Genomic DNA, 23,033 nt, shown 5'->3' with positions numbered 1-23,033 from the left:
GCGCGGATGCCCCTCAGAACCCGCGCGCCCGATGAAGTTGGCTCTTTCAGGCCGCCTTGGCCGAATCCGTGTAGGCGCATTCCGGCGGGATGCAGGCGGCGCCCTTCAGCGACGGCTCGTATGTGAACAGCGTCGAGCAGTAGGGGCAGATGATCTCGTGGTCCGCGCCCATGTCGAGGAAGACATGCGGATGATCGAAGGGCGGCTTGGCGCCGATGCACATGAACTCATGCGCACCGACCTTGATGACGGGGACGCCGAGGTCGTTGTGGAAATGCGGGATGCCGGTCGCGGCCATGGTCGTCGCTCTTCGAAAGCCTGGAATTGCGGCACAACCTATCGCGTGAGCCGCTCTAAAGCCAGTGCGCGATTTGCATCAGCGTCCGTCGCGCAGACAGGCGCGAGCGAGCTCCGTCATGCGGGCGCTTTCCTGCGGCGAGAGCAGGTTGTCGAGCGCCTTCTGCCAGAGCTGCTCGCGCTTGAGGCCATCGACGGTGCAGGCGCAGACCATCCGGCAGACCTGTTCGGGAGCATTGGGGCCGGCGCAACTGCGCTGGCATTCGTTCCGGAAGGCACGCTCCTCCGGTGAGGACGGGGAGACGACCTGCGTCGCCAGCATCAGCGCGCCGATGAAGAGCGGCTGATGGACGAGATAGACCAGCAGGCTGTGGCGCCCGCCCCAGGCGACGATTCGGGTCGCCTTGTTGCCGGGCCGCCAGCCGGCGATCGCGGTGCCGGCCAGACGCGGCAGGATGAGTCGGGCCAGCACGATGCCGCTCAGCACGCAGCCGAACCAGGGGAAGACCGGCACGAAATCGGCCGTCTGGATCGGCGCGCGCGAGAAGCCGAGCCAGTCGGCCCAGGGCTGGTCAAGCAGCGGATGGGCGACGAAGGAGGGCAGCGCGAAGGCGACAACCGCCGCGAGCGCGACGACGATGATCGGCAGGCGCAGGAAGGGCAGGGCGAGCACGCTTGCGACCGCGACATGGTGCAGGATGCCGAAGAAGATGAAGTCGCCCGGCATGAACCGCCAGGTGCCGAGCGTGACCAGCACCGCCGCGCCCGCGACCATGGCGAGGCGCTTGAGATAGGCCGTGAGGTCGAGGCCCTTGCGCGTCGCGAGGACGAGGCTGAAGCCGACGATGGTCAGGAAGGTGCCGGCGATGCCGCGTGCGAACAGCCGCCAGCCCGGCTCGGCGACGATATCGGTCTCGATCAGCCGGAAATTCGAGAGATCATAGGCGAAATGGTAGACGAACATCGCCAGCAGCGCGACGCCGCGAGCGATATCGACGATAGCGAGGCGTGACGATTCGCGGGGCGCAGGCTGGCTCATGCATCATCGTTCATCATGGCAGGCGCTCATAAGCAAGCCGCGCCATGGCGGGTACCCAAATCCCCCCGGCCATGGCAGGGAAGGATGACCGTTCCGATCTTGCGATCCGAGACCCGCATGCAGAGCTTTTCTTCCGACGGCGTGAAGATCGCCTTCATCGACATGGCGCCGACCGCTGACGAGCCGAAGCACCGCACCATCGTGCTGGTCCACGGCTTCGCCTCCTCGCACATGATCAACTGGGTCAATACCCAGTGGACGAAGACGCTGACCCATGCCGGGTATCGCGTCGTCGCGCTCGACGACCGTGGCCATGGCCAGAGCGAGAAGCTCTACGACCCCGCCGCCTATTCCTCGCAGGTCATGGCCGAGGATGTGCGCCGATTGATGGACCATCTCGACATTCCGCGGGCGGCGGTGATGGGCTATTCGATGGGCGCGCGTATCTCGGCGCATCTTGCGCTGGCGCATCCGCGCCGACTCGATGCCTTGCTGCTCGGCGGGCTCGGCATCCATCTCGTCGAGGGCGTCGGGCTGCCGCTCGGCATCGCCGATGCGATGGAGGCGCCCTCGCTCGATGTTCTCACCGATCCGATGCAGCGCATGTTCCGTGCCTTCGCCGAACAGACCAAGAGCGACCTCAAGGCGCTGGCCGCCTGCATCCGCGGCTCGCGCCAGACGCTGACCGCAGAGCAGGTCGGCCAGATCTCCGTTCCGACCCTGATCAGCGTCGGTACCAAGGACGATGTTTCCGGTTCGGGTCCCGAACTGGCGAAGCTCATTCCGGGCGCCGTGTCCTTCGACATCGTCGGGCGCGACCACAATCTCGCGGTCGGCGACAAGAGCCACAAGCAGGCCGTCCTCGACTTCCTCGCGCGTTTGTGAGAACCTCCGCGGTGACGAGAGGCAAACCGGAAAAACGGGCGACGCCAATGTGTTGTCGATCTTCCCTGAAAATCTGATTCCGCTGCCTCGCTTTTCGATTCAACGTCGGTTCGGCCTGAGCTTTTGATGCGGACGCCTGCTTTGGGCTAGGCTGTCCTTTCGCCGAACCACCCTTTTCGGAGAATGATCATGCCGTCAGGGCGCTCCGTCGTGGAAGCACGCGACTTCGCCACCGGACTGGACCGGGTCGACCCCGTCTGGTCCCGCTTGCGTACGGAAGCGGAAACGGCCGTCGCCGCCGAGCCGGCGCTCGGCACGTTGATCGTCGCTTCCGTCCTCAACCAGCCGAGCTTCGAGGCTGCGGTCGCCCATCGCGTCGCGGCAAGGCTCGGCCACCCCGCCGTCACCGCCGACCTGATCGAGCAGGGTTTTGCCGAGGCGATGGCCAGCGACGAGATGATCGGCATCGGCATGCGCGCCGACGTGATGGCCGTGCTCGACCGCGACCCCGCCTGCTACCGCGTGCTGGAGCCGGTTCTGTTCTTCAAGGGCTTCCATGCCTTGCAATGCCACCGTCTGGCGCATTGGCTCTGGAAGCAGGACCGGCGCGATTTCGCGCTCTACCTGCAGGCGCGCTCCTCCGAGGTGTTCCAGACGGACATCAACCCGGCAGCGCGGATCGGCAAGGGCATCTTCCTCGACCATGCGACCGGCCTCGTCGTCGGCGAGACCGCCGTCATCGAGGACGATGTCTCGATGCTGCACAGCGTCACGCTGGGCGGCACCGGCAAGCAGGGCGGCGATCGCCATCCGAAGATCCGCAAGGGCGTGCTGATCGGCGCCGGCGCCAAGATCCTCGGCAATATCGAGGTCGGCCAGTGCAGCCGAATCGCGGCCGGTTCGGTCGTGCTCCAGCCCGTGCCGCGCAACAAGACCGTGGCGGGCGTGCCGGCTAAGGTGGTCGGGGAGGCGGGCTGTGCCGAGCCGTCGCGCTCGATGGATCAGACCCTCACAGGCGATTGCGGTTCCTATATCTGACGCGCTCAGCCGGACGAGCCGGCGAGCCAGTCCATGATCTCGGCCCGGCGCGGATGCGCGCCGGTTGCTGTCGCTATCGCCAGCGTCAATCGGTCCGGCGTCGGCATCGCCTGCGGAAAGGGCGCTACGAGCCTGCCCGCCGCGAGATGCGGGCTTACGAGGCTCATCCGCCCCATCAGCACGCCTGAGCCCGACAGGCAGGCATCGAGCGCTAGGCTGTAAAGCGAGAAGGCCGGGCCACGGCTTGGGTCGCTCTTGGCGCCGGGTGCGGCGAAGGCGAGCCAGCGCGCCCAGTCGCCACACCAGACCGCATCATGCAGCAGTGTTAGCGCGGCAAGATCGGCCGGTTTTGCGAGCTTTGCCGCGAGAGCCGGCGTGCAGACTGGCAGGATCGCGTCGGCATCGAGCTGAACTCCGTCACTGTGCGGTGCGACCTCCCGATAGAACAGCGAGAGATCATAGGGATCGCGCTGCGGATCGGGCGGTTCCTCCATCGCTGAAATCGAGATCTGCAAATCCGGGAACGCGACCTGCAGCGCCGGCAAGCGCGGTGACAACCAGAGCTGGGCGATGCAGGGCAGGGCGGCGATGGCGAGCGGGCGGTTGGGCTGGGCCTCGCGCAGGGCCTGCACGGCCTGTCCCAGCATGTCGAAGCCGCGCGTCAGGCGTGGCAGAGCCTCGCGGGCCGCTTCGGTCAGCGCGACGCCTTGCGGCAGGCGGCGGAAGACGGCGAAGCCCAATGTCGCTTCGAGCTGCCTGATCTGCTGGGTGACGGCGCCGGGCGTGACCCCGATCTCGTCGGCCGCCTTGGCGAAGCTCTCCAAACGCGCCGCAGCCTCGAAGGCGCGCAAGGCATTGAGCGAGGGCAGACGCGGACGTGGCGGCTTGACCGGCAAGGCGTTCTCTCCGTCCAGGCTGAGAATTCCTCAGCCTGCGAGCGATGAATACTCGTTTGCAAGCAGGCGGGCAAACCGCTGTTATGGCGTCAATGCGGGATTGGTCGGTTCGGGAGACGAGCGAGATGACGGCACTGGGCAGGCGCGACTGGGTTCCGCAGGCGAGCGAGGATTATGTGCTCAAGGTCGCGGGCGAGACGGCGAGCCAGCCGCTCGATGCGATCGCGGCGCGGATCGATGCGCTCGCCACCGAGAACCGGGCCATCCATGAGCGCGACTGCGTCAATCTCAACCCGGCGACCAATGTCATGAACCCGAAGGCCGAGGCGCTGCTCTCGGCGGGGATCGGGGCGCGGCCCTCGCTTGGCTATCCCGGCGACAAATACGAGATGGGGCTGGAGGCGATCGAGCAGATCGAGATCATCGCTGCCGAGCTCGCGGCTGAAGTCTTCGGCGCCAAATATGCCGAGATTCGCGTGCCCTCCGGCGCTATCGCCAATCTCTATGCCTTCATGGTGGCGGCCAAGGCCGGCGATTGCATCATCGCGCCGCCCGGCGAGATCGGCGGGCATGTCACCCATCACGGCGCCGGCGCGGCCGGGCTCTATGGCATCGTCACGCATCCCGCGCCGATCGATCCGGTGCATTACACCGTCGATGTCGAGAAGTTGCGGGCGGACGCGCTACGCCTCAAGCCGAAGCTGATCTCGATCGGCGGCAGCCTCAATCTCTTCCCGCATCCGATCCGCGAGATCCGGGCCATTGCCGACGAGGTCGGGGCGATCGTGCTGTTCGACGCGGCGCATATGTCCGGCATGATTGCTGGCCATGGCTGGCAGCAGCCCTTGGAGGAAGGCGCCCATCTGATGACGATGAGCACCTATAAGAGCCTGGGCGGTCCGCCTTCGGGCCTGATCGTGACGAATGACGCGGAGATCGCCAGGAAGCTCGATGCCATCGCCTATCCCGGCCTCACCGCCAATTTCGACGCGGCCAAATCGGCCTCACTCGCTGTCTCGCTGCTCGACTGGAAGGCGCATGGCCGCGCCTATGCGCAGGAAATGGCGAAGACCGCGAAAGCGCTGGCTGAGGCGCTGTCCGAGCGGCAGGTGCCCGTCTTCGCCCGCGACCGGGGCATGACGACCTCGCATCAGTTCGCGATCGAGGCGGCCGGCTATGGCGGGGGGCAGGCGGCAGCGAAAAGACTGCGCGCGGTCAATATCCTGTCCTGCGGCATCGGCCTGCCGCTGCCGGCAGTCGAGGGCGACGTCAACGGCCTCAGGCTTGGCACGCCCGAGATCGTCCGCTTCGGCATGACGGCGGCCGATATGCCGGAGCTCGCCGGCTATATCGCCGAGGGGCTGAACGGCTCGCGTCCGGCCGAGGCGGTGGCGAAGGACGTGACCGCCTTCCGCGGCCGGTTCAGGAACCTGCATTTCATGCGCTAGGAATCGTTCCCCGGCGCAAAGAAGCACAGCAGTTCGCCGGAATCATCGATGCAGAGATGCCAGTGGCCGTCCGGCGATGGCTTGGCTTGGTCCTGCGGGATTTCGAGCCTCAACGGCTGCTTGCGCTCGCTCGGCCACATTGGATGCTTGCCGGGCATGATTGTCACGACGAAGCCGCCGGGGACTTCCCGCACGGCCCGGGCGTCGATCGGGGAGCAGTCGGAGTCGAAGCAGCAATAGAACGGGTAATCCCAGCCGCTCGGCGCCTGATGGGCGCAAGCCGGCATCGCTCCCGCGATCAGAACAGCAGCGATCATCGAGGCAAGAACGCGCATCGGCCAGCCCTCACGGGAGAGGCTGCGACCGGAAGGCGGCGAATGCGTGGCGAAATGGCTCGGGTGCCTCGACCCGAGCGCAGGTGTTTAAGCGCTTTTTGACCCGCCGTACCGGGCTTCCATCTCGGCGCGCATGGCGTCCGCGCTGAGCAGGCGCGAGCCCGCCAGTCTGACCGAACGAACCTTCCCGCCTTCGCGCTCCAGCGCGACCGTCTCGCCGGGGCTGTGGAAGCCGGACGCGCGGACGATGCGGCCGCTGTCGGGCGCCTCGATCGCGATTTCGGCGGCGTCGAGGAAGGGCGTGAACAGGGCCGGGGCGGCGCAGAGTACGCGGTCGGAAACGGGGACGAGGTCGGTCGCGTTCCAGAGCGTCCACCAGCGCCCGGTCCAGTCCCGTGTTTCGGCTGAAGGGCCGCCGCGCTCGGCGAAGGTCTTGAGGATATGGGCGACGCCGTCGAGCCAGGGATGGGCGAGGCCATCGATCGCGTTGGTCAGGACCGAGACGGTCAGGCCCTGCTTCGGGAAGGTGGCGGTGCGGGTGATGAAGCCCTGAAAGCCGCCGGAATGGCCGGCCCAGCGCCAGTCGCCCTCGCCGCCGGAAATCGTACCGAGCCCGTAATGGCGGCCGAGGCTGGCCTCGTCGTCAGGCCAGAGGCGGCGCGTCATCTCGCGGCGGCTCCGGGCCGAGAGGATGCTGTGCTCGGCATGGGGCGAGAGCTGCGCGAAATAGCGTGCGACATCGGCGGCGGTGCCGACGAAGCCGGTGGCGGACGCCATGGCATGGCAATGATTGTCGGCCGGGATGACCATGCGCCGGCCGAGCAATTGCCTGCCGGTATGACCCTTCGCCATTGGCCGCTGGCCCCAGAGCCCGATATCGGGCTTGGTCTCGGTGAGGCCGACCTTGGCGATGACCTCGTCGGTGATCCACTCATTGTAGCTCTGTCCGGTCACGGCCTCGATGACGAGGCCGAGCAGGGCAAAGCCGTGGTTCGAGTATTTGAAGCGCTGCGAGCCGGGGAAGACCGGCGGCTTGGCGAGATCGGCGAGCAGTTCCGCCTTGCTGCAGAAGGGCTTGCGATCAAGGAACTGGCCGGCATCGGGGCCGTCGCGGGTCAGGCCGGCACTGTTGGAGAGGACCTGGCCGACGCTGGCCTTGGCGATCTCGGGATGCAAACCGTCGATCAGGCTGCCGACCTCGTCGTCGAGCCGCAGGCGGCCCTCGTCGACGAGGCGCAGGATGCCGGCCGAGGTGAAGCTCTTCGAATGCGAGGCGATGCGGAAGCCGTGGCGCGGCGTCAGCGCCTCGCCGGTCGCGAGGTCAGCGCTACCGAAGGCGGCTTCCAGCACGATCTCGTGGCCATCGGCGATCGCCACGGCGCAACCCGGCTGGTCATGGAGACTGCGCTGGAAATCGAGCCAGGTCGCGACATAGTCGAGGGCGGGGGCAAGCCACGGCTTCATGATCTCAAGTCCGTCACGGTTCCGGAAGTTCGCGAACATGGCACGATTCCGCTTGGCATCCACAACCACCGGCTGGGTGGGGCCTGCCATGTTCCAGCGGCTGCTTTCGCTTGCCCTTCGTGGCCCGTCGTGGCATCGCTCCCGGCCAATTCGAAAGGACCCAGGACCGTGGACAAGACAGAACTCGCCAAGCTGGAAGGCTATCTGCGCCGCACCTTCAACAACCACGCCATCAGCGTGCGCGCCCGGATGAAGAAGACCGACTCGGCCGAGGTCTATCTGGGCGAGGAGTTCATCGGCATCATCCATGTCGATGACGAGGATGGCGACCGCTCGTTCAACTTCACCATGGCGATCCTCGACGTCGATCTCGAGGACTGAGGCGCTCAGCCACAGCTATTGGGAGGAAGCCGAGCCGGCTTCCTCGAAGCGTCAGCGGATCAGCCCGTCGAGGGTCCGCCTGACGCCTCCCAGCATCACCGCCCAGTCGGCGATGATGGCGCGGGGGAAGCGGATGTTCACATCCATGCTGCGATGCTGGAAGGTGATGCGGCAGGGCTCCTCGAGCCCGGAGCCGGTGTCGATCGGGCAGCGTGCGGCAAAGCCCTTTCCGTCGGGGACGGAGACGTAGAACTCGTCGTTCTCGAAAGGCGAACCCTTGCGGAAGCCGCGCACCACGAGGCCGCCGGGATTCGACCAGACTGTCGGCGTCAGGAAGCGGGCATAGGTCGCGAGCTGCCGGGCCGGCTCGTTGACCTTGTCGGGCGGGCTCAATGTGATCAGCAGCCGCTTGCGCTTGTCCAATTGGGCCGGGCCAAGGCTCGGCCAATCCAGGCGCAGGCGGACCATGCCCACGAGCCGGCTCGTATCGCCCTCGTCATCCACGCCGGTGAGGTCCTTCGGGATCATCAATGCGACATCACCGACGCGGGCCGGCTGCGGCGCCGTTATCGGCTCGTCGCGGCGATGGGTGAGATAGACGGCGAGGGCGGTCGCCAAAGTGCCCGCCATCAGGATGAACAGTACCGCCTTCAGCAAGGCACCATCCGCACGCGGCAGAGGAGCGGCGTGCTGCTGCAGGCGCATGCGCACCATGGAAGTCAGATGGGCGGCCTGGTGGCTGGGCCGATGATAGGGCAGCGATGCGGTCATTCCGGTGCCTTGTACTCAAGTGGCAACCACTGAATCACTGACGGCTTAATGGGGCGTAAACCATAACCGCGCCGCTACGGTTAACCATCGGTAAACTCTGTCCTTCACAGTTCGCCGGCCGCGCGGCAGGTTCGGCCGTCGCTCGGGTCGAGAGTTTGCGTTCGTGACCATCCAGCCTTCCGCCGTCGAGGCGTTGCAGTCGCTGTTTCTCGGCTTCGCCTTTGCCGGCCTGCTTGCCAGTGCGTTCGAGCTGTTCACGAGGCGGCGCGCCGATTTCAAGCTGCTGCAAACCGGCGGGCTCGCTGCCGTGGCCAGCGTGCCGGTGGTTATCTTCAGCGCGCCCTTCCTGATCCTGCGCAATACGATGCGTGGCCGACAGGGTGACGGGCGGCCGTTGTCTTTCCTCATGCTCGCGGGCCTGAGCGCCGGTATCTGGAGCCTGGTCTCCGGTCGCGTCGTGCTCGACCTGCTGCGTTTCCTCGGCGCTTGACGGCCGGCCCCGCCGGGCTGCAATCCTGACGCCTCGAACCGTCAGGACAAGCCGATGCCCCTCTATGCGCTCGATGGAACCAGGCCTGAAACCGCCGCAGCCGGCGAATGGTGGCTCGCGCCCGATGCGCATGTCATCGGCCGGGTCCGGCTGGCTGAAGGCGTCGGGATCTGGTTCGGCTCCGTGCTGCGCGGCGACAACGAGTGGATCACCATCGGCGAGGGCAGCAATCTTCAGGAAGGTTGCGTGCTCCATACCGATATGGGCTATCCGCTGACGGTCGGCGCCAATTGTACGATCGGCCACCGCGCCATCCTGCATGGCTGCACGATCGGCGAGAACAGCCTCGTCGGCATGGGCGCGACCGTGCTGAATGGCGCGAAGATCGGCCGCAACAGCCTTGTCGGCGCGAATGCGCTGGTGACGGAAGGCAAGGAATTCCCCGACAATTCGCTGATCGTGGGCTCGCCGGCGCGCGCGATCCGGACGCTCGACGACAAGGCGGCGGAAGGAATCACCGCCTCGGCGCAGGCCTATGTCCGGCGCTGGCGGCAATTCGCGGCCGGGCTCGAACGACTGGACTGATGCTCCAAACGAAGCGGGCCGGCTCCCCGTTGAGGAAAGCCGGCCCTTGGCGAAACCCGATCCTTGGGGACGGGTGGGTGGGGACGTGACCGAGCCTCGCCGTCCTCGTTACCGCGGCCCGAGCGGGGCTGCGGCATTCTTCATCAACGCTGCACCGAAGCGACCGTCGGGGTCTGCGCGCCGCCGAGCGAGGTCCAGCCCGTGCGGTACTGCGACTCGCGCTTGACGTAGACGTAGCCGGTCTGGCTCCAGGGCAGGATCGCGTTGCGCTTGTTGTCGAGGATGAAGTCGCCGCGATCGGTGCGGATCATCAACACGGCATGGCCGGCATTCTCCTCATCGATCACGACGGTGACCAGCATGGCGCGGCGCGGCAGGCCGGCCTCGGCCAAACGCTTGCGCTTCAGCAGCACGTAGTCCTCGCAGTCGCCCTTGCCATCGGTCGGGATGTCCCAGCGGTCGACGACGCCCCAATGGTCCTCGTCCGTGATCGCCTCGATCTCGCGGTTGACGGTATTGTTGACGCCGACGATCGTCTTCCAGTGCTTGGTATCGAGCGTGATCCGCTCGGCCTCGCGGGTGTCGACGCGGCATTCCGACGGCATGCGCTTGCAGAAATCTGTCCAGGCATAGGGCGCCCGGGCGTCGCCGGAAGCTTCGGCCGGAAGGCTCGCGACGGGAATGCCGGCCGAACCCTGAGCCTTAGCCGTGCCTGCGCCGGTCATGACGACCATGGCGGCGAGAGCGGTACCAATCAGATTGCGATGAAGTGAAAACATGTCGTCCCCTTTCTGTCCCGGGGATGACGATGCGCGGCGGCAAATGGATTCGGCCTGAAATGGAAACGTACAAATTTATGTATTCGGCCGTGGTTGGCCCCAAGTAAAAATCAGGATCAACCTTGTTCGAAACCGGAAGTAACGATTTGCGTTGATCATAAAACCAATTGGTAACCATTAATTGTTTGTTGTGCTGAAAGAGACGATTAACCTACGCATCCGTTAACGCGCGAACGGGTCCCCGAGCGGCCTCGGCTGCGGGTTTTTCTGCCGAAGGTTGCGGGTTGTTGCGCTTCGGATAGGGCTGGGCGGCATGGAACGTCGGCCCCTGATGGGGGATTGTTCCAGCGGATGGGTTGGAAAGGCTTGCGGCGATGAGCGAACTGACGATCTGGACTTACGACTGGGTGCCCGAGGCCGTCTGGGGCTTCGTGCGAGATCTCAGATTGCGCTGGGCCTGCGAGGAGGCAGGGCTCTCTTATGATGTCCGCACAGTTCCCTTCGACGGACGCGAGAGCAATCACCTCGCGCGGCAGCCTTTCGGCCAGATTCCCTTTCTGGACGATGGCGAGGTGAAGCTGTTCGAGAGCGGGGCTGGGCTGCTGCACCTGGCGCGGAAGAGCGAGACGCTGATGCCGCTCGACCCGGCCGGAGCAGCGGAGACGCTGCAATGGACTCTGGCTGCGCTCAATTCGATCGAGATGGTCTCCGTTCCCTGGTGGTTCCTGACCGTCACCGGCGCTGCGGACAATCAATTGACGGGATGGATGGGCAAGCGCCTCGACCAGCTCGAACAGGTTCTGAGCGAGCGGGAATGGCTTGCGGCTGGTCGTTTCACCGTGGCCGACCTGCTGATGGCGGATGTGCTGCGGGTCGAGAAGGTTCGTGCCTTCGGCGATCGCCCGGCGAGCGAGGCCTATATTCTTCGCGCGACCGATCGCCCGGCCTTCAGGAAGGCCCAGGCCGACCAGGCGGCTCTCTTCAAGGCCGCGGACATGAAACGGCGCGCGATCTGAAGGTCAGGCTGGGAGACGCCGGGAAAGCGGCGTCAGAGCTCCAGGTTCTCGTCGAGCAGATCGGCCGAGAGGGGGAAGCGGAACTCGGCGGCATAGCCGCCGTCGAAACGGCGCACGACCCGGGCCGGCGTGGTTCCGAGCCGAACCGGCGTGTTGAGCGGCAGGTCGAGCTCGCTGGAGAACGCGGCGCCCGAGAGCGAGATGTCGATGACGCGCACGATATGCTCGCTACCGTCCTCCATCACAAGTGTCGAGCGCGGGTTGCGCGGCACGATGCGCTCGTGGCGGCGGTCCTCGGGCAGCCCGAGTTCCTCGCGGTTGGCGAGCCAGGTCAATTGCGCCGTGAACTTCTCGCGCTTGCGGCTGGTCGCGGTGATGGTCATCGCGAAGCCTTCGGCGGTGGTGCGAACGCAACTGCCTTCGATACGGCCGAGATGCTCGAGATAGACGATGACACGCTCGCCGGGCTTGGCCTTGGCCGGCGCCGCGAGATGGAGGCCGCCGGGCGAGATGTCGATCGTCTGGCAGGGGTATTCCATGCGGTTCGGGAGCATATAGCGGCCCAACAGCACGACCTTCATACGATGATGCCGCCTGCGCTCGGCAGGGTAGGCAGCCGTACGGGGCGTCTTGAGGGCGCTCAACATCAATACCGACCTGGATTCCCTAGCGATCCTAGGCGGGTTTGGGTTAACGGATCGTTCCGCTCAGGCCCGCCCACCCGGCAATACCACGAGGCGGGGCGGTTCGGCACGGCGTGGCGCGACGGGGGGGCGCGCGGTCGCCGCAGGCCAGAGCATCCTGAGCGAGATCATTCGCATCGATTCGATCGTGTCCAGGCCGAGCCAATCCGGCGACAGGGCCGGGGACAGCGCGCCGAGCACGCGGGCATGCGTCCGCCCGCGATAGCGCAGCGGCAGCAGCAGCAGCTCGAGATAGATCGGCGTGCCGGTGACCGATTTGCCGGAGAGGCCGGCGACGGCTCCCGCGCTCTCGTCCATCACGGTCTGGACGAGGCGGCGCATGTCGCCCTGGGCCTCGACATCGGGCCAAAGCGCCGTGAAGGCGCGCCCGCGCAATTCCTGGCCGATCAGGGCGCAAAGCCGTGTTCCCGCGAGCCGAAAGACCGGGCCGATCGGCTCGTTCTCGAGGACGAACGTATCCGCGAGGGCATGCCGCAACGCTCCGGGCTCGATTTCGCCACGCTCCGGCGCGGCCCGCTCGCCGCGTAGCGTGTCCCAATATTCGAAAACCAGACGTGTGCTCGCGTTCTTCATTCTGTGCCCATATCGCCCGGTGTCTCTCCCTGGAGCGGCCCGGCGTTCGAAGATGACGCGGATCCGTTCGAAAGGAGGACGAATCAGTCCCTGGAAGAATCGAGGACGCATCCGCCGTGCCGTCTTGCCACCCCCCGCTGAGTCGGGGGAGGCGACCGGGCCGTTAGGGTTAACCAAGTGTTACGATTGTGGATGATCGTTAAAATGCGCATGAATTGCGCCGGAATTCGCGGACGCCGACAGCGTACGCAGGAAGAGGTGGAGGGGGCGTGAGCCTGCCGTCCGGCACAACCGGGCGGCGTCACAGCCGGCGGAAAAGGGGACGGCGCAAGCCGCTCCCCTTTTTCGTGATATGCCCGCCGCTTGCGCCCTGCGGACGCTTCGGCAAGTGTGACGGCCAAATGGCTTCCCAAGATCCTTCCTCCCAACGTCCTTCCCCGCCGGGGCGCGAGCCCGTCTTCAACCTGCCTTCGGTCGTGGTCTGGCTGCTGGCGGCGCTGGTGCTGATCCAGGCCGGCCGCTCGCTGCTGTCGGATTATGACGACTATGTCCTGATGTCCTGGTTTGCTTTCGTGCCGGCCAGATTGACGCTCTGGCTTTCGCCAGGGCGAATCGACGATGTCGTCGGCGCGATGGCGCAGACCACGGCTGGGCAGGATGTCGCGGAGCGGCTGCAACTCGTCAGGCTGCTGCTGGCCGATGGCGGCGTCCGGCTCTGGACGGTCCTGACCTACGGCTTCCTGCACGGCTCCTGGCTGCACCTCGTCTCCAATGCGGTCTGGCTCGCGGCTTTCGGCAGCCCGGTCGCCCGCAGGCTCGGGCCGGGGCGCTTCCTCAACCTGATGGCGCTGTCTACCATCGGTGGCGCGCTGCTGCATTGGTGGTCGCGGGATCTCGACGTGCTGCCGCTGGTCGGCGCCTCGGCCGGCATTTCGGGTGCGACGGCAGCCGCCATCCGCTTCGTCTTCGCGCCGGGCCTGCGCTTCGGCGAGCTCGGCAACGATGCCGTCGTTCGCGCGATTCCGGTCGAGCCTCTCGGGCAGCTCTGGCGCAACTCGCGCGCGCTGCTGTTCATCGCGATCTGGTTCGTGACGAATATCCTGTTCGGCGCCGGGCTCGTGCCGATCTTCGGCGAGGAGACCAGCATCGCCTGGGAGGCGCATATCGGCGGCTTTGTCGTCGGCCTGCTGCTGTTTCCGCTGTTCGACCGGGGTCAGAAGGGGCGCTGAGGCTGGCTACGTGGCGGGCCGCAGCCTGAGTGCATTGCGCTCCCGTGAACCTTGCCTGCGCCAAGGTCTTCGCCCACACTCGCACCATTGCGAAGCACTTCCCGAGCCGGCCCGGCATGAAGAGTTTTGCCGGCCCTCGCGGAGTTCCAGCGAAACCGCGCGCCGGCGACGGCGCGCCTGCGAGGAGGGACTGTCCATGAATGTCGAGCAGTTGCTGAGCGGCAAGGGACACGATGTGATCTCGGTGCAGCCGCATCGGACGCTGGCCGAGGCGATCCGCACGTTGAGCGAGAAGCGCATCGGTGCCGTCGTCGTCATGGGAGCGGACGGGGCGCTGGTGGGCATCCTGTCCGAGCGCGACATCATCCGGGCGCTCGGTGAGCTGGGCCCCAGCGCACTGGAGAGCGCGGTCTCGCGCTCGATGACCTCGAAGGTCGTGACCTGCCGGCCGCAGACCAGCGTCGACGAACTGATGGAGATCATGACGACCGGGCGCTTCCGCCACGTTCCGGTCGTGGAGAACGGGCGCGTCACCGGCATCGTCTCGATCGGCGACGTGGTGAAGCACCGGGTCGCCGCGATCGAGGCCGAGAGCAAGGCGATGCGCGACTATATCGCGATGGCCTGATGGAAGCCTGTTCGCGTTTCCATTGAAACGCGGGTCATCCCGGCCGGAGCGAAGTGTAGAGCCGGGATCCATGCCAGAACCTCGATTGGAGGCGCTCCGGCATGGATCCCGGGTCAAGCCCCGGATGACGGCGTGTTTCAGCGCAAAATCAACGCTCGATCGAAGAGGCCGGAGAGCGTCAGCTCTCCGGCATGATGTGGTTTGCCGCGACGAGAGCGGCGATGTCGTCGAGCGACCGTCGCGCCGCCTGCCGTCCGAGCTCGATCGTCTCGCCGGCGCGGTGGAAATCGAACAGGCCGATGCGGCCGAGCTTCGGGCCGATCATCACGTCCGGCGGATCGCCCGCCAGCCGCGAGCGCGAAATCCGGTCCTGCGTGATGTTGAAGGCGTCGATCATCACCCCGGCGAGGCCGGGGCGGTTCTCGGCCGGGCGGCCGACGATGTTGCGGACGCGCTTGGCTGCGCCGCTGATCCCGTCATACCAGCGTGGTTCCGGCTGGACCTGCAATTCCGGCATGAGCGGATCGGGATCGGCGCTCTGATCCTGGATGGTGGTGCCGCGGCCGGTGAGGTCGCTGTTGAGATTGACGCAGATCACGACATCGGCGCCAAGCGCGCGTGCCGCCGTGACTGGAACGGGGTTGACCAGCGCGCCATCCATCAGCCAGCGGCCGCCAAGCTTCACGGGGTCGAAGATGCCGGGCAGGGCGTAGGAGGCTGTCAGCGCCTCGACCAGCGGGCCGTGCGTCAGCCAGATTTCGTGGCCGAAGCCGAGCTCGGTCGCGACGGCGACGAAGCGATGGTTCAGGTCCTCGATCCGGATGCCGTTCAGGTGCTGATCCAGCAGGCGCTTCAGGCGCCCGCCGGCGATCAGGCCGGCGCCGCCGATGTGGAAATCCATCAGGCCGACGATGCGGCGCTTGGTCATGCTGGTGGCGAATTCGGTGAGCTCGGGCAGCTTGCCGGCGGCGAGGCAGCCGCCGACCACGGCGCCGATCGAGGTTCCAGCAATGACATCGGGAGCGAAACCGGCTTCGACGAGCACTTCAAGTGCGCCGATATGGGCCCAGCCGCGCGCAGCGCCGCCGCCGAGCGCGAGGCCGATCTTTGGCCTGATCAGGGCCGGCTGACCCTCGACCGGGCGCATGTCATTCATTGCGGCACCACCTCCGCCGAGACCAAAGGCTCGCCGCGCGACACCATCCCACCGCATGGGCTCGTCCCTCCGTGGAATGAGAGGGTCTCAAAAGCCGATGAGCGAAAGATGAACGGCAGCCTTCGGCGATTATCGCTCTCATTTGACGAATCCGTGAAGGCGCGCCGGCCGCATCGCTGGTGCGCGCCGGGGTCAGTTCTTTCAGTCGCAGACAATCAACGGTTTCTCCGCTCCGTCCCGCAACGGCTGGACCCGGTAGAAGCAGGAGCAGCGGCCGGTATGGCAGCAGCCGCCGTCGCCGCCGACCTTCACCTTGATCCAGAGCGCGTCTTGGTCGCAATCGACCCGCATCTCGACGATGGTCTGGATCTGTCCGGAGGTCGCGCCCTTGTGCCAGAGTTCCTGGCGGGAGCGCGACCAGTACCAGGCCTCGCCGGTTTCGATCGAGCGCTTGAGCGCCTCGGCGTTCATATGGGCGACCATCAGCACCGCGCCGGAATCGGCCTCCGTCGCGACGACCGTGACAAGGCCGTTCGCGTCGAAGCGGGGGCTGAGCACGGTTCCCTCTTCAAGGGCGTGCTTGTCGGACGCGGCGGGGAAGAGGCTCATCTCGGCTCCGGGGAAAGGCGGTCATGCGCCTTGTATGGAAACGACAAGGGCGCGGCCAGGCGGAGCTGCTAGAGCCCCAGTGACTTTACCATCGTGAAGAAGCGGACCTGCTCGGCCGGATCGTCCCGGAATACGCCGCGATATTGCGTGGTCATCGTCGATGAGCCCTGCTTCTGCACGCCGCGCATCGACATGCACATATGCTCGGCCTCGACGAGGATGGCGACGCCGCGCGGCTCCAGCGCCTCCTCGATCACATCGGCGATCTGGGCGGTCATGGTTTCCTGCGTCTGCAGGCGGCGGGCATAGACGTCGACGATGCGGGCGAGCTTCGACAGGCCGACCACGCCCTTCGACGGGTAGTAGCCGATATGCGCCTTCCCGACGAAGGGCACCATGTGGTGCTCGCAATGCGAATAGAACGGGATGTCGCGGACGAGGACCATGTCGCGATAGCCCTCGACCTCCTCGAAGACGCGGTCGAGGATATGGTGCGGGTCCTCGGCATAGCCCTTGTAGAATTCCTTGTAGGCCTTCGCGACGCGCCGCGGCGTATCGGCCAACCCCTCGCGCGACGGATCGTCGCCCGCCCAGAGCAGCAGCGTGCGGACGGCGGCCTCGGCCTCTTCCTGCGACGGCTTGCGAACCAGAAACTTGTCAGCGGAGGGGCCAACAGCCCCCTCGACGGACAAGGACTTAACCACAGGGATCATGTGGTGCCTCCCGTTGGGACGATGAAGCCCTGCGCGCCGCCCCTTAAAGGCTGCGGCCGCTTGGCCGATGCGACAAGTTTGATGCCTCGCGGCGGAAGAGGTTCCCATGCCCTCCCGTTTTGCGGCGATCAACCCTATATTGGGTTTGCGTGCCGGTCATTCCAGACCGGCGAGAGATCGAACCATGCTGGACGACGTCTACAACAAGCGCATCCTCTCGCTTGCCGCCAACATCCCCCTGCTGCAGCGCCTGCCGTCTCCCGATGCGACGGCTCGTGCGCATTCGAAGCTGTGCGGCTCGACCGTGACAGTCGATGTCACCATGGAAGGCGATGTCGTCACCGGCTTCGGCCATGAGGTGAAGGCCTGCGCGCTCGGGCAGGCCTCCTCCTCGATCATGGCGCGCCATGTCGTCGGCTCGACGGCGGCGGAATTGCGGGAGGTGCGCGACCAGGCGCGCGCCATCCTGAAGGAGGATGCCGAGCCGCCCGAGGGTAAATGGGCGGATCTCGGCGTGCTCGTACCGGTGCGCGACTTCAAGGCGCGCCACGCCTCGACGATGCTCACCTTCGATGCGGTGGTCGACGCGATCGACCAGATCGAGGCGAAGCGGCGCGAGGCCGCAGCCTGATTACTTCGCGCCGAAAACGACCTTGATCTCGGGCAGCGTCTCGTCGAACCGCACCTTGAAGGCCCGGTCCGCGAGCAGGGCCTTGGCGACGGCGCGCCCGACCTTGTCGCCCGCGACGATGTCGCTGGGGAAGTGGAAGCCGCAGACGAGACGGCTCTCGTCATAGCTCTTCACACGCTCTTCCAGCTTGTCGCTCATCTCCGGCACGGCTGTCTTCAGCAGCTCGGCATAGAGCGCGGCGGTCGCGGCATGGGCGGACGGGAAGGAGGTTCCTTCCGGGCGGGCGCCAGGGCAGGGTTTTACGCGCACCTTCGACCAGAGCTGGAACGGGCGCTGCCGGCTGGTCAGGCGGTGGACGCTCTTCAGGAGGATGCCGAGCTCGACCTGCGCCTCGCGGAAGAGCAGCCGCACCTCGCGATGCGTGCCGTCGACATAGCGCGTGTCCATGCCGTTGAGAAAGTTCACCAGGCCCTGGCGCTGGTCGGCGATCGCCTGCTTCTCGCGTTCAGGCGTGCGCGCTTGCGTGATCTGCTGGACCTGTTCGAACTCGGCCTTGGCCTCAGGGCTGTTCTGCGCCGGCGGCAGGCCGATGATATGGGCAATGTCGAGCTTGGCACCGTCGAGCCAGAGCAGGTAAGGCCGCTGCTGAGCGAAGGCCGGCGTGGCGAGGCCGAGGCCGAGCGCGAGGCCGGCGCCGAGAAGGGCCTGGCGAACAAGGGCTTGGCGAAAGCGAACGGCGCGCATCATGTGTCCGGTGTCGAGCAAGGGAAGCGGTTCTGGTTGTGGCTGAACGAAACGAAGCAGACGATCTATTCCAGCGTCTCTTTGTTAAGCAAAGATTTTCGCTGCTGCGAAGCGTCGCGCTTTTCCCCCGAAAGGCCGCGCATTTCGCCATTCGCGGCTATCAGCTGAGTCTTTCCATGCTGGTCGGGCGGCATTGCCGACACTGGCCGAGCTGCTCGGCCTATACCGACGAGGCGATCCTGCGCCACGGGTTGTGGCGCGGCGGCTGGGTCGGTTTCGCCCGGATCTGCCGCTGCAATCCATGGGGCACGAGCGGCGTCGACATCGTCTGCGAGGCATTGCCGCCCGCGGCGAGGTGGTATAGGCCATGGTCCTATGGCCGCTGGCGCGGGACAAACGTGCCAGCGGCTTTCGATTCCGACGCCGAACCGACTGCGGGCGACGGGACGTAACCCTCACATTCGCAGCCGGTCTGACTTACGGGGCCCGTATCCCCGAGTGAGCAGGAGCACGATCGATGACGATCTCCCTGACATTTCCCGATGGCGCCAAGCGCGAATTCCCCTCCGGCATTACCGGAGTCGAGATCGCCAAGGGCATCTCTCCCTCTCTCTTGAAGCGCACCGTCGCGATGGCGCTCGACGGCACCGTCGTCGACCTCGCCGACCCGATCACCACTGATGCCAAGATCGAGCTGCTGAACCGGGAAGACCCGCGTTCGCTCGAGCTGATCCGGCACGATACCGCCCACGTCCTCGCCGAGGCCGTGCAGGAGCTCTTCCCCGGCACGCAGGTGACGATCGGCCCGGTGATCGAGAACGGATTCTTCTACGATTTCGCCCGCAACGAGCCCTTCACGCCGGAGGACTTCCCGGCGATCGAGAAGAAGATGCGCGAGATCATCGCGCGCGACAAACCCTTCACCAAGGAGGTCTGGAGCCGCGACAAGGCCAAGGACTTCTTTGCTAGCAAGGGCGAGGCCTACAAGGTCGAGCTGGTCGATGCGATCCCCGCCGACCAGACGCTGAAGATGTATGCTCAAGGAGCGTGGATCGATCTCTGCCGCGGCCCGCATATGACCTCGGTCGGCAAGGTCGGCAACGCCTTCAAGCTGATGAAGACGGCCGGCGCCTATTGGCGCGGCGACTCGAACAACGCGATGCTGACCCGCATCTACGGCACCGCCTTCGCCAAGCAGGAAGAGCTCGACGCCTATCTCAAGCAGCTCGAGGAGGCGGAGAAGCGCGACCACCGCAAGCTCGGCCGGGAGATGGACCTGTTCCACTTCCAGGAGGAGGGGCCGGGCGTCGTGTTCTGGCACTCCAAGGGCTGGCGCCTGTTCCAGGAGATCATCGCCTATATGCGCCGGCGCCTCGCCGCCGACTATGAGGAGGTGAACGCGCCGCAGATCCTCGACAAGTCGCTCTGGGAGACCTCGGGCCACTGGGGCTGGTACCAGGACAACATGTTCGCGGTGAAATCGGCTGCGGCCTTCGAGAACCCGCAGGATGCCGAGCGCGACCATCGCGTCTTCGCGCTGAAGCCGATGAACTGCCCGGGGCATGTCCAGATCTTCAAGCACGGGCTGAAGAGCTATCGCGATCTGCCGATCCGGCTGGCCGAATTCGGCAATGTCCATCGCTACGAGCCCTCGGGCGCGCTGCATGGGCTGATGCGGGTGCGCGGCTTCACACAGGACGACGCCCATATCTTCTGCACGGAGGAGCAGCTCGCGGCCGAGTGCCTGAAGATCAATGACCTGATCCTCTCGGTTTACGAGGATTTCGGCTTCACCGACGATCTCGTCATCAAGCTCTCGACGCGGCCCGAGAAGCGTGTCGGCTCCGACGCGGTCTGGGACCATGCCGAGGACGTCATGACCAAGGTGCTGGAGCGGATCGCGCAGCAGTCCGGCAACCGGATCAAGACCGAGATCAATCCGGGCGAAGGCGCCTTCTACGGGCCGAAGTTCGAATATGTCCTGCGCGATGCCATCGGCCGCGACTGGCAATGCGGCACGACGCAGGTCGACTTCAACCTGCCGGAGCGGTTTGGCGCCTTCTATATCGGCGCCGATGGCGAGAAGAAGCAGCCGGTGATGGTTCACCGGGCCATCTGCGGCTCGCTGGAGCGCTTCACCGGCATCCTGATCGAGCACCATGCCGGGCATTTCCCGCTCTGGCTGGCGCCCGAGCAGATCGTGGTCTGCCCGATCACCTCGGAGGCGGATGCCTATGCCGAGGAGGTGACGATGGCCCTGATGGGCGCCGGCCTGCGGGCCCGCGCCGACCTGCGCAACGAGAAGATCTCGTACAAGGTGCGCGAGCACTCTCTGGCGAAGGTCCCGGTCATCCTCGCCGTCGGCAAGCGCGAGGCCGAGGAGAAGACCGTGACGGTCCGCCGCCTCGGAAGCCAGGCGCAGACGGTGATGACGCTGTCGGAAGCGCTCGCGGCGCTGGGCGAGGAGGCACTGGCGCCGGATCTGGCGCGCCGGAAGGCCGTGAAGGCCGCTTGACGATTTGCCGTTATGGCCGGGCTTGACCCGGCCATCTCGGAAATCAGCCGGTTCTGCCTGAGATTCTCGGATCGAAGCTTTGCTTCGCCCGAGAATGATGGCGGTGGGCTGTGCTCCCCTAGCGAATCCCGGCCTCGCCATGCCAGATTGCCGGCAATGCTGACCGGTTCCTATCGCAAGCGGCTCGAAGCCGATCTTCCTCGCTGGGTGGCCGAAGGCTGGCTCAGCGCCGAGAATGCTACGGCTATCCGACGCTCGGTCGCGCGTGAGCAGGGCGGCATCCGCCTGCCGGCCGCGCTTGGCCTGCTCGGCGGCTTGCTGATCGCTGCGAGCGTCGCTGCCTTCGTCGCAGCGGGCTGGGAGGATATCCCGCGCCTCGTCAAGCTCGGTATGATCCTCGCGGCCATCTTGGCCTGCATCGCCTATGCCTTCCGGCTGGAGCGCCAGGGCTCGCCGCGTGGTGCCGATGCTGCCGTGACCTGCGGCGTGCTGATCTTCGGCGCGGGCTTGGCACTGGTCGGCCAGATGTATCATCTGCCGGCGGACTGGCCGGGCGGGGCCTTGCTGATTGCGCTCGGCGGCCTGATCGCCGCCGTCCTGATGCGCTCGAACGGCGCGCTGGCGATCGCGCTGATCGCGATCTGCGCCTGGAGCGGTGGGCGCTGGGAGGAGGCACGCAGCGGCGCTCATCTCGGCTTCTTCATCCTCTACCTGCCGGCGCTCTGGCTCTCGCTGTCGCGCGACAACCGGCTGGTCCACCATCTCGTCGTGCTGGCAGCGGCGGCATGGCTCGCGATGGTGCCAGGCTATGGTCTGTTCGATCGCTTCGACTATGGGCTCCTGGCTTATGGGCTGGCGCTTGCCGTGTTCTATGTGGCGCTGGGCGCGCTGGCGCTCGATCGCGGTTTGCCCCCGGTGCTGACCGCCTGCCTGCCCTGGGGACTGCTCGGGCTGGTGCTGGTGCTGAACACCGAACTGATCCGCATCCTCGATCGCGACGAGGCCCGGGCCGGCCATGCCTTCCGCTTCGTTTTCATGGCCTATGCCGCCGCGCTTCCGGTCGTCGCCTGCCTTGCGGCGCTGGCGCGGGAGCGGCGCTTCGCCTGGCCTTTGGCCGCGGGGCTTGCCTTTGCCTTGCTGGTGCCGGCCGTATTCTGGACCGGCATCGTTACGGCCATGGCGGGCAAGATCGTCGTCGCGAGCCTCGTGCTGCTGGCGGCGACGGCACTGGTGGTGGCGGGGTCGGTCGGAGGCATCCGGCGGCTGGTCCTGGCGGGCTCGGTCCTGTTCGGCGTCGCGATCCTGATCCTGCTCTGGCAGACGATCGGCACATTGCTCGACCAGTCGCTGTTCTTCCTCGTCGCGGGTGCGGCGCTTCTGGCGATCGCTTCCGGCGCGCGGCGCCTCTTCGCCCGCCTCAACCCGCCTGAAAAGGAAGCCGCCTGATGCGCGTGCTTTCGGCCGATACGCTCGTCGCCAAGGTGCCGCTGGTCTGGCGCGCGCTGGCGACCGCGCTGTTGCTGGTGCTCTTGCTGTTCGCACTGGTCGAGCAGCGGGCGCAGATCCTGCGTGGCGGCACCGAAATCCGCCTGAAGACCGTCCCGATCGATCCGCGTGACCTCTTCCGCGGCGACTATGTCGTGCTGAATTATCCGATCAGCACGGTTGACGCCGATACGGCCGGCATGGCGGGTTTCGAGCGCGGCGAACGCGTCTATGTCAAACTGGGCCAGGACGAGCAGGGTTTTGCCAAGGCGAACGGCGTTTCACGCGACTGGCCGAAACCGGCTGACGGCACGGTCGTCATCGCCGGACGCGTGGTTTCGACCTCGGCTTGCGCCACCAATGCGGATGGCACCTTCGATTGCAGCGGCCGGCGCAACCGCCTGCGCATTGCCTATGGGCTCGAGAGTTATTTCGTGCCGCAGGGCGAGGGCAAGGCGATCGAGACCACCGACAAGGCCCGGATCGAAGTGGTGGCCGCCGTTTCGTCGTCAGGAGAGGCTGCGATCAAGCGCCTGCTGATCGACGGCAAGCCGGTCTATGCCGAACCGCCGTATTGAAACGGTGTTGACGACCGACTTCCAAGCCGTGCGGATGCCGAGGC

At 66.2% G+C, this 23,033-nt stretch carries 27 protein-coding genes; 14 read left to right on the top strand and 13 right to left on the bottom strand.

The window, feature by feature from the left end:
- Positions 1 to 46: 46 nt before the first annotated feature.
- Positions 47 to 298 carry a zinc-finger domain-containing protein gene (locus Q0Q36_RS00810; protein WP_293794874.1) on the bottom strand — a complete coding sequence of 84 codons (252 nt, stop codon included), beginning with the start codon at positions 296 to 298 and terminating at the stop codon, positions 47 to 49.
- A gap of 78 nt (positions 299 to 376) precedes the next feature.
- Positions 377 to 1,336: a heparan-alpha-glucosaminide N-acetyltransferase gene (locus Q0Q36_RS00805; RefSeq protein WP_293794873.1), complete on the bottom strand. Its 960-nt coding sequence runs from the start codon at positions 1,334 to 1,336 to the stop codon at positions 377 to 379.
- A gap of 117 nt (positions 1,337 to 1,453) precedes the next feature.
- Between Q0Q36_RS00805 and Q0Q36_RS00800 the strand changes: the two genes are divergently transcribed.
- Together Q0Q36_RS00800 and cysE are read left to right on the top strand one after the other, a co-directional pair.
- Positions 1,454 to 2,221, top strand: coding sequence for an alpha/beta fold hydrolase (locus tag Q0Q36_RS00800; protein WP_293794872.1), 768 nt, complete (start codon positions 1,454 to 1,456; stop codon positions 2,219 to 2,221).
- Between the two features lie 189 nt (positions 2,222 to 2,410).
- The gene (cysE, locus tag Q0Q36_RS00795) at positions 2,411 to 3,259 is read left to right on the top strand and encodes a serine O-acetyltransferase (RefSeq protein WP_293794870.1); all 849 of its coding nucleotides are present in this window, start codon (positions 2,411 to 2,413) and stop codon (positions 3,257 to 3,259) included.
- Between the two features lie 5 nt (positions 3,260 to 3,264).
- Here cysE and Q0Q36_RS00790 read toward each other — a convergent pair whose 3' ends face one another.
- Complete coding sequence (locus Q0Q36_RS00790) at positions 3,265 to 4,155, bottom strand: LysR family transcriptional regulator (protein ID WP_293794868.1); 891 nt, start codon at positions 4,153 to 4,155, stop codon at positions 3,265 to 3,267.
- Between the two features lie 125 nt (positions 4,156 to 4,280).
- Here Q0Q36_RS00790 and glyA point away from each other — a divergent pair, with 125 nt between their 5' ends.
- Positions 4,281 to 5,603: an aminotransferase class I/II-fold pyridoxal phosphate-dependent enzyme gene (glyA, locus tag Q0Q36_RS00785; RefSeq protein ID WP_293794867.1), complete on the top strand. Its 1,323-nt coding sequence runs from the start codon at positions 4,281 to 4,283 to the stop codon at positions 5,601 to 5,603.
- On the opposite strand, the gene Q0Q36_RS00780 is transcribed toward glyA, so the two are convergent.
- Complete coding sequence (locus tag Q0Q36_RS00780) at positions 5,600 to 5,938, bottom strand: hypothetical protein (RefSeq protein ID WP_293794866.1); 339 nt, start codon at positions 5,936 to 5,938, stop codon at positions 5,600 to 5,602. The genes glyA and Q0Q36_RS00780 overlap by 4 nt on opposite strands.
- An 87-nt stretch (positions 5,939 to 6,025) precedes the next feature.
- Entirely contained in the window at positions 6,026 to 7,441 is a 1,416-nt protein-coding gene (locus Q0Q36_RS00775) for a serine hydrolase (protein WP_293794865.1), read from the bottom strand.
- A 129-nt stretch (positions 7,442 to 7,570) separates the two neighbouring features.
- Here Q0Q36_RS00775 and Q0Q36_RS00770 point away from each other — a divergent pair, with 129 nt between their 5' ends.
- Positions 7,571 to 7,783 carry a DUF3126 family protein gene (locus Q0Q36_RS00770; RefSeq protein WP_047578697.1) on the top strand — a complete coding sequence of 71 codons (213 nt, stop codon included), beginning with the start codon at positions 7,571 to 7,573 and terminating at the stop codon, positions 7,781 to 7,783.
- A 51-nt stretch (positions 7,784 to 7,834) separates the two neighbouring features.
- Here the strand turns inward: Q0Q36_RS00770 and Q0Q36_RS00765 are convergent, their stop codons facing one another.
- The gene (locus Q0Q36_RS00765) at positions 7,835 to 8,554 is read right to left on the bottom strand and encodes a hypothetical protein (protein WP_293794862.1); all 720 of its coding nucleotides are present in this window, start codon (positions 8,552 to 8,554) and stop codon (positions 7,835 to 7,837) included.
- Between the two features lie 163 nt (positions 8,555 to 8,717).
- Between Q0Q36_RS00765 and Q0Q36_RS00760 the strand changes: the two genes are divergently transcribed.
- The gene (locus Q0Q36_RS00760; RefSeq protein WP_293794861.1) at positions 8,718 to 9,044 is read left to right on the top strand and encodes a hypothetical protein; all 327 of its coding nucleotides are present in this window, start codon (positions 8,718 to 8,720) and stop codon (positions 9,042 to 9,044) included.
- A 54-nt stretch (positions 9,045 to 9,098) separates the two neighbouring features.
- The gene (locus tag Q0Q36_RS00755; RefSeq protein ID WP_293794860.1) at positions 9,099 to 9,629 is read left to right on the top strand and encodes a gamma carbonic anhydrase family protein; all 531 of its coding nucleotides are present in this window, start codon (positions 9,099 to 9,101) and stop codon (positions 9,627 to 9,629) included.
- Positions 9,630 to 9,772: 143 nt separating this feature from the next.
- Here Q0Q36_RS00755 and Q0Q36_RS00750 read toward each other — a convergent pair whose 3' ends face one another.
- Complete coding sequence (locus Q0Q36_RS00750) at positions 9,773 to 10,408, bottom strand: transglutaminase-like cysteine peptidase (protein ID WP_293794859.1); 636 nt, start codon at positions 10,406 to 10,408, stop codon at positions 9,773 to 9,775.
- Between the two features lie 374 nt (positions 10,409 to 10,782).
- Here Q0Q36_RS00750 and Q0Q36_RS00745 point away from each other — a divergent pair, with 374 nt between their 5' ends.
- Positions 10,783 to 11,424, top strand: coding sequence for a glutathione S-transferase family protein (locus Q0Q36_RS00745; protein ID WP_293794858.1), 642 nt, complete (start codon positions 10,783 to 10,785; stop codon positions 11,422 to 11,424).
- Positions 11,425 to 11,456: 32 nt separating this feature from the next.
- On the opposite strand, the gene Q0Q36_RS00740 is transcribed toward Q0Q36_RS00745, so the two are convergent.
- Positions 11,457 to 12,071, bottom strand: coding sequence for a PilZ domain-containing protein (locus Q0Q36_RS00740; protein WP_293794856.1), 615 nt, complete (start codon positions 12,069 to 12,071; stop codon positions 11,457 to 11,459).
- 60 nt (positions 12,072 to 12,131) lie between these two features.
- Positions 12,132 to 12,701 carry a PAS domain-containing protein gene (locus tag Q0Q36_RS00735; protein ID WP_265060005.1) on the bottom strand — a complete coding sequence of 190 codons (570 nt, stop codon included), beginning with the start codon at positions 12,699 to 12,701 and terminating at the stop codon, positions 12,132 to 12,134.
- 401 nt (positions 12,702 to 13,102) lie between these two features.
- On the opposite strand from Q0Q36_RS00735, the gene Q0Q36_RS00730 reads away from it, so the two are divergent.
- Positions 13,103 to 13,930: a rhomboid family intramembrane serine protease gene (locus Q0Q36_RS00730; RefSeq protein ID WP_293794854.1), complete on the top strand. Its 828-nt coding sequence runs from the start codon at positions 13,103 to 13,105 to the stop codon at positions 13,928 to 13,930.
- Positions 13,931 to 14,126: 196 nt separating this feature from the next.
- Positions 14,127 to 14,558 (top strand): CBS domain-containing protein, encoded by a 432-nt coding sequence (locus tag Q0Q36_RS00725; RefSeq protein ID WP_265060003.1) that lies wholly within the window; start codon positions 14,127 to 14,129, stop codon positions 14,556 to 14,558.
- Between the two features lie 178 nt (positions 14,559 to 14,736).
- Here Q0Q36_RS00725 and Q0Q36_RS00720 read toward each other — a convergent pair whose 3' ends face one another.
- The 3 genes from Q0Q36_RS00720 to folE form a co-directional block, all read right to left on the bottom strand.
- Complete coding sequence (locus Q0Q36_RS00720) at positions 14,737 to 15,714, bottom strand: patatin-like phospholipase family protein (protein ID WP_293794853.1); 978 nt, start codon at positions 15,712 to 15,714, stop codon at positions 14,737 to 14,739.
- A 201-nt stretch (positions 15,715 to 15,915) separates the two neighbouring features.
- Positions 15,916 to 16,323, bottom strand: coding sequence for a phosphoribosyl-AMP cyclohydrolase (hisI, locus tag Q0Q36_RS00715; protein ID WP_293794851.1), 408 nt, complete (start codon positions 16,321 to 16,323; stop codon positions 15,916 to 15,918).
- 68 nt (positions 16,324 to 16,391) lie between these two features.
- Entirely contained in the window at positions 16,392 to 17,036 is a 645-nt protein-coding gene (gene folE / locus Q0Q36_RS00710) for a GTP cyclohydrolase I FolE (RefSeq protein WP_293794850.1), read from the bottom strand.
- Positions 17,037 to 17,220: 184 nt separating this feature from the next.
- Between folE and Q0Q36_RS00705 the strand changes: the two genes are divergently transcribed.
- Positions 17,221 to 17,667, top strand: coding sequence for an iron-sulfur cluster assembly scaffold protein (locus Q0Q36_RS00705; protein WP_293794848.1), 447 nt, complete (start codon positions 17,221 to 17,223; stop codon positions 17,665 to 17,667).
- Here Q0Q36_RS00705 and Q0Q36_RS00700 read toward each other — a convergent pair whose 3' ends face one another.
- A complete protein-coding gene (locus Q0Q36_RS00700; RefSeq protein ID WP_293794846.1) occupies positions 17,668 to 18,414 on the bottom strand; it encodes a hypothetical protein in 747 nt (248 codons plus the stop codon).
- A 101-nt stretch (positions 18,415 to 18,515) separates the two neighbouring features.
- Between Q0Q36_RS00700 and yidD the strand changes: the two genes are divergently transcribed.
- From yidD to Q0Q36_RS00680, 4 genes are all read left to right on the top strand, one after another.
- A complete protein-coding gene (yidD, locus tag Q0Q36_RS00695; RefSeq protein WP_293794904.1) occupies positions 18,516 to 18,863 on the top strand; it encodes a membrane protein insertion efficiency factor YidD in 348 nt (115 codons plus the stop codon).
- A gap of 65 nt (positions 18,864 to 18,928) precedes the next feature.
- Entirely contained in the window at positions 18,929 to 20,926 is a 1,998-nt protein-coding gene (gene thrS, locus Q0Q36_RS00690; protein WP_293794844.1) for a threonine--tRNA ligase, read from the top strand.
- A 156-nt stretch (positions 20,927 to 21,082) separates the two neighbouring features.
- On the top strand, positions 21,083 to 22,372 hold the full coding sequence (locus Q0Q36_RS00685; RefSeq protein ID WP_293794842.1) for a DUF2157 domain-containing protein: 1,290 nt from the start codon (positions 21,083 to 21,085) through the stop codon (positions 22,370 to 22,372).
- Positions 22,372 to 22,989: a GDYXXLXY domain-containing protein gene (locus tag Q0Q36_RS00680; protein ID WP_293794840.1), complete on the top strand. Its 618-nt coding sequence runs from the start codon at positions 22,372 to 22,374 to the stop codon at positions 22,987 to 22,989. Before Q0Q36_RS00685 ends, Q0Q36_RS00680 begins: the two co-directional genes overlap by 1 nt.
- Positions 22,990 to 23,033: the final 44 nt, after the last annotated feature.

The organism is uncultured Allobosea sp., assembly GCF_945957345.1.
Lineage (GTDB): Bacteria > Pseudomonadota > Alphaproteobacteria > Rhizobiales > Beijerinckiaceae > Allobosea.
Note: the sequence above shows the minus strand (reverse complement) of the source record. Positions and strands in the feature narration are given on the sequence as shown.

Coding starts and splice junctions, on each gene's coding strand:
- Q0Q36_RS00810 (WP_293794874.1), bottom strand. CDS start 298: ATGGCCGCGACCGGCATCCCGCATTTCCACAACGACCTCGGCGTCCCC.
- Q0Q36_RS00805 (WP_293794873.1), bottom strand. CDS start 1,336: ATGAGCCAGCCTGCGCCCCGCGAATCGTCACGCCTCGCTATCGTCGAT.
- Q0Q36_RS00800 (WP_293794872.1), top strand. CDS start 1,454: ATGCAGAGCTTTTCTTCCGACGGCGTGAAGATCGCCTTCATCGACATG.
- cysE (WP_293794870.1), top strand. CDS start 2,411: ATGCCGTCAGGGCGCTCCGTCGTGGAAGCACGCGACTTCGCCACCGGA.
- glyA (WP_293794867.1), top strand. CDS start 4,281: ATGACGGCACTGGGCAGGCGCGACTGGGTTCCGCAGGCGAGCGAGGAT.
- Q0Q36_RS00780 (WP_293794866.1), bottom strand. CDS start 5,938: ATGCGCGTTCTTGCCTCGATGATCGCTGCTGTTCTGATCGCGGGAGCG.
- Q0Q36_RS00775 (WP_293794865.1), bottom strand. CDS start 7,441: ATGTTCGCGAACTTCCGGAACCGTGACGGACTTGAGATCATGAAGCCG.
- Q0Q36_RS00765 (WP_293794862.1), bottom strand. CDS start 8,554: ATGACCGCATCGCTGCCCTATCATCGGCCCAGCCACCAGGCCGCCCAT.
- Q0Q36_RS00755 (WP_293794860.1), top strand. CDS start 9,099: ATGCCCCTCTATGCGCTCGATGGAACCAGGCCTGAAACCGCCGCAGCC.
- Q0Q36_RS00750 (WP_293794859.1), bottom strand. CDS start 10,408: ATGTTTTCACTTCATCGCAATCTGATTGGTACCGCTCTCGCCGCCATG.
- Q0Q36_RS00745 (WP_293794858.1), top strand. CDS start 10,783: ATGAGCGAACTGACGATCTGGACTTACGACTGGGTGCCCGAGGCCGTC.
- Q0Q36_RS00740 (WP_293794856.1), bottom strand. CDS start 12,071: ATGTTGAGCGCCCTCAAGACGCCCCGTACGGCTGCCTACCCTGCCGAG.
- Q0Q36_RS00735 (WP_265060005.1), bottom strand. CDS start 12,701: ATGAAGAACGCGAGCACACGTCTGGTTTTCGAATATTGGGACACGCTA.
- Q0Q36_RS00730 (WP_293794854.1), top strand. CDS start 13,103: ATGGCTTCCCAAGATCCTTCCTCCCAACGTCCTTCCCCGCCGGGGCGC.
- Q0Q36_RS00725 (WP_265060003.1), top strand. CDS start 14,127: ATGAATGTCGAGCAGTTGCTGAGCGGCAAGGGACACGATGTGATCTCG.
- Q0Q36_RS00720 (WP_293794853.1), bottom strand. CDS start 15,714: ATGAATGACATGCGCCCGGTCGAGGGTCAGCCGGCCCTGATCAGGCCA.
- hisI (WP_293794851.1), bottom strand. CDS start 16,323: ATGAGCCTCTTCCCCGCCGCGTCCGACAAGCACGCCCTTGAAGAGGGA.
- folE (WP_293794850.1), bottom strand. CDS start 17,036: ATGATCCCTGTGGTTAAGTCCTTGTCCGTCGAGGGGGCTGTTGGCCCC.
- Q0Q36_RS00705 (WP_293794848.1), top strand. CDS start 17,221: ATGCTGGACGACGTCTACAACAAGCGCATCCTCTCGCTTGCCGCCAAC.
- Q0Q36_RS00700 (WP_293794846.1), bottom strand. CDS start 18,414: ATGATGCGCGCCGTTCGCTTTCGCCAAGCCCTTGTTCGCCAGGCCCTT.
- thrS (WP_293794844.1), top strand. CDS start 18,929: ATGACGATCTCCCTGACATTTCCCGATGGCGCCAAGCGCGAATTCCCC.
- Q0Q36_RS00685 (WP_293794842.1), top strand. CDS start 21,083: ATGCTGACCGGTTCCTATCGCAAGCGGCTCGAAGCCGATCTTCCTCGC.
- Q0Q36_RS00680 (WP_293794840.1), top strand. CDS start 22,372: ATGCGCGTGCTTTCGGCCGATACGCTCGTCGCCAAGGTGCCGCTGGTC.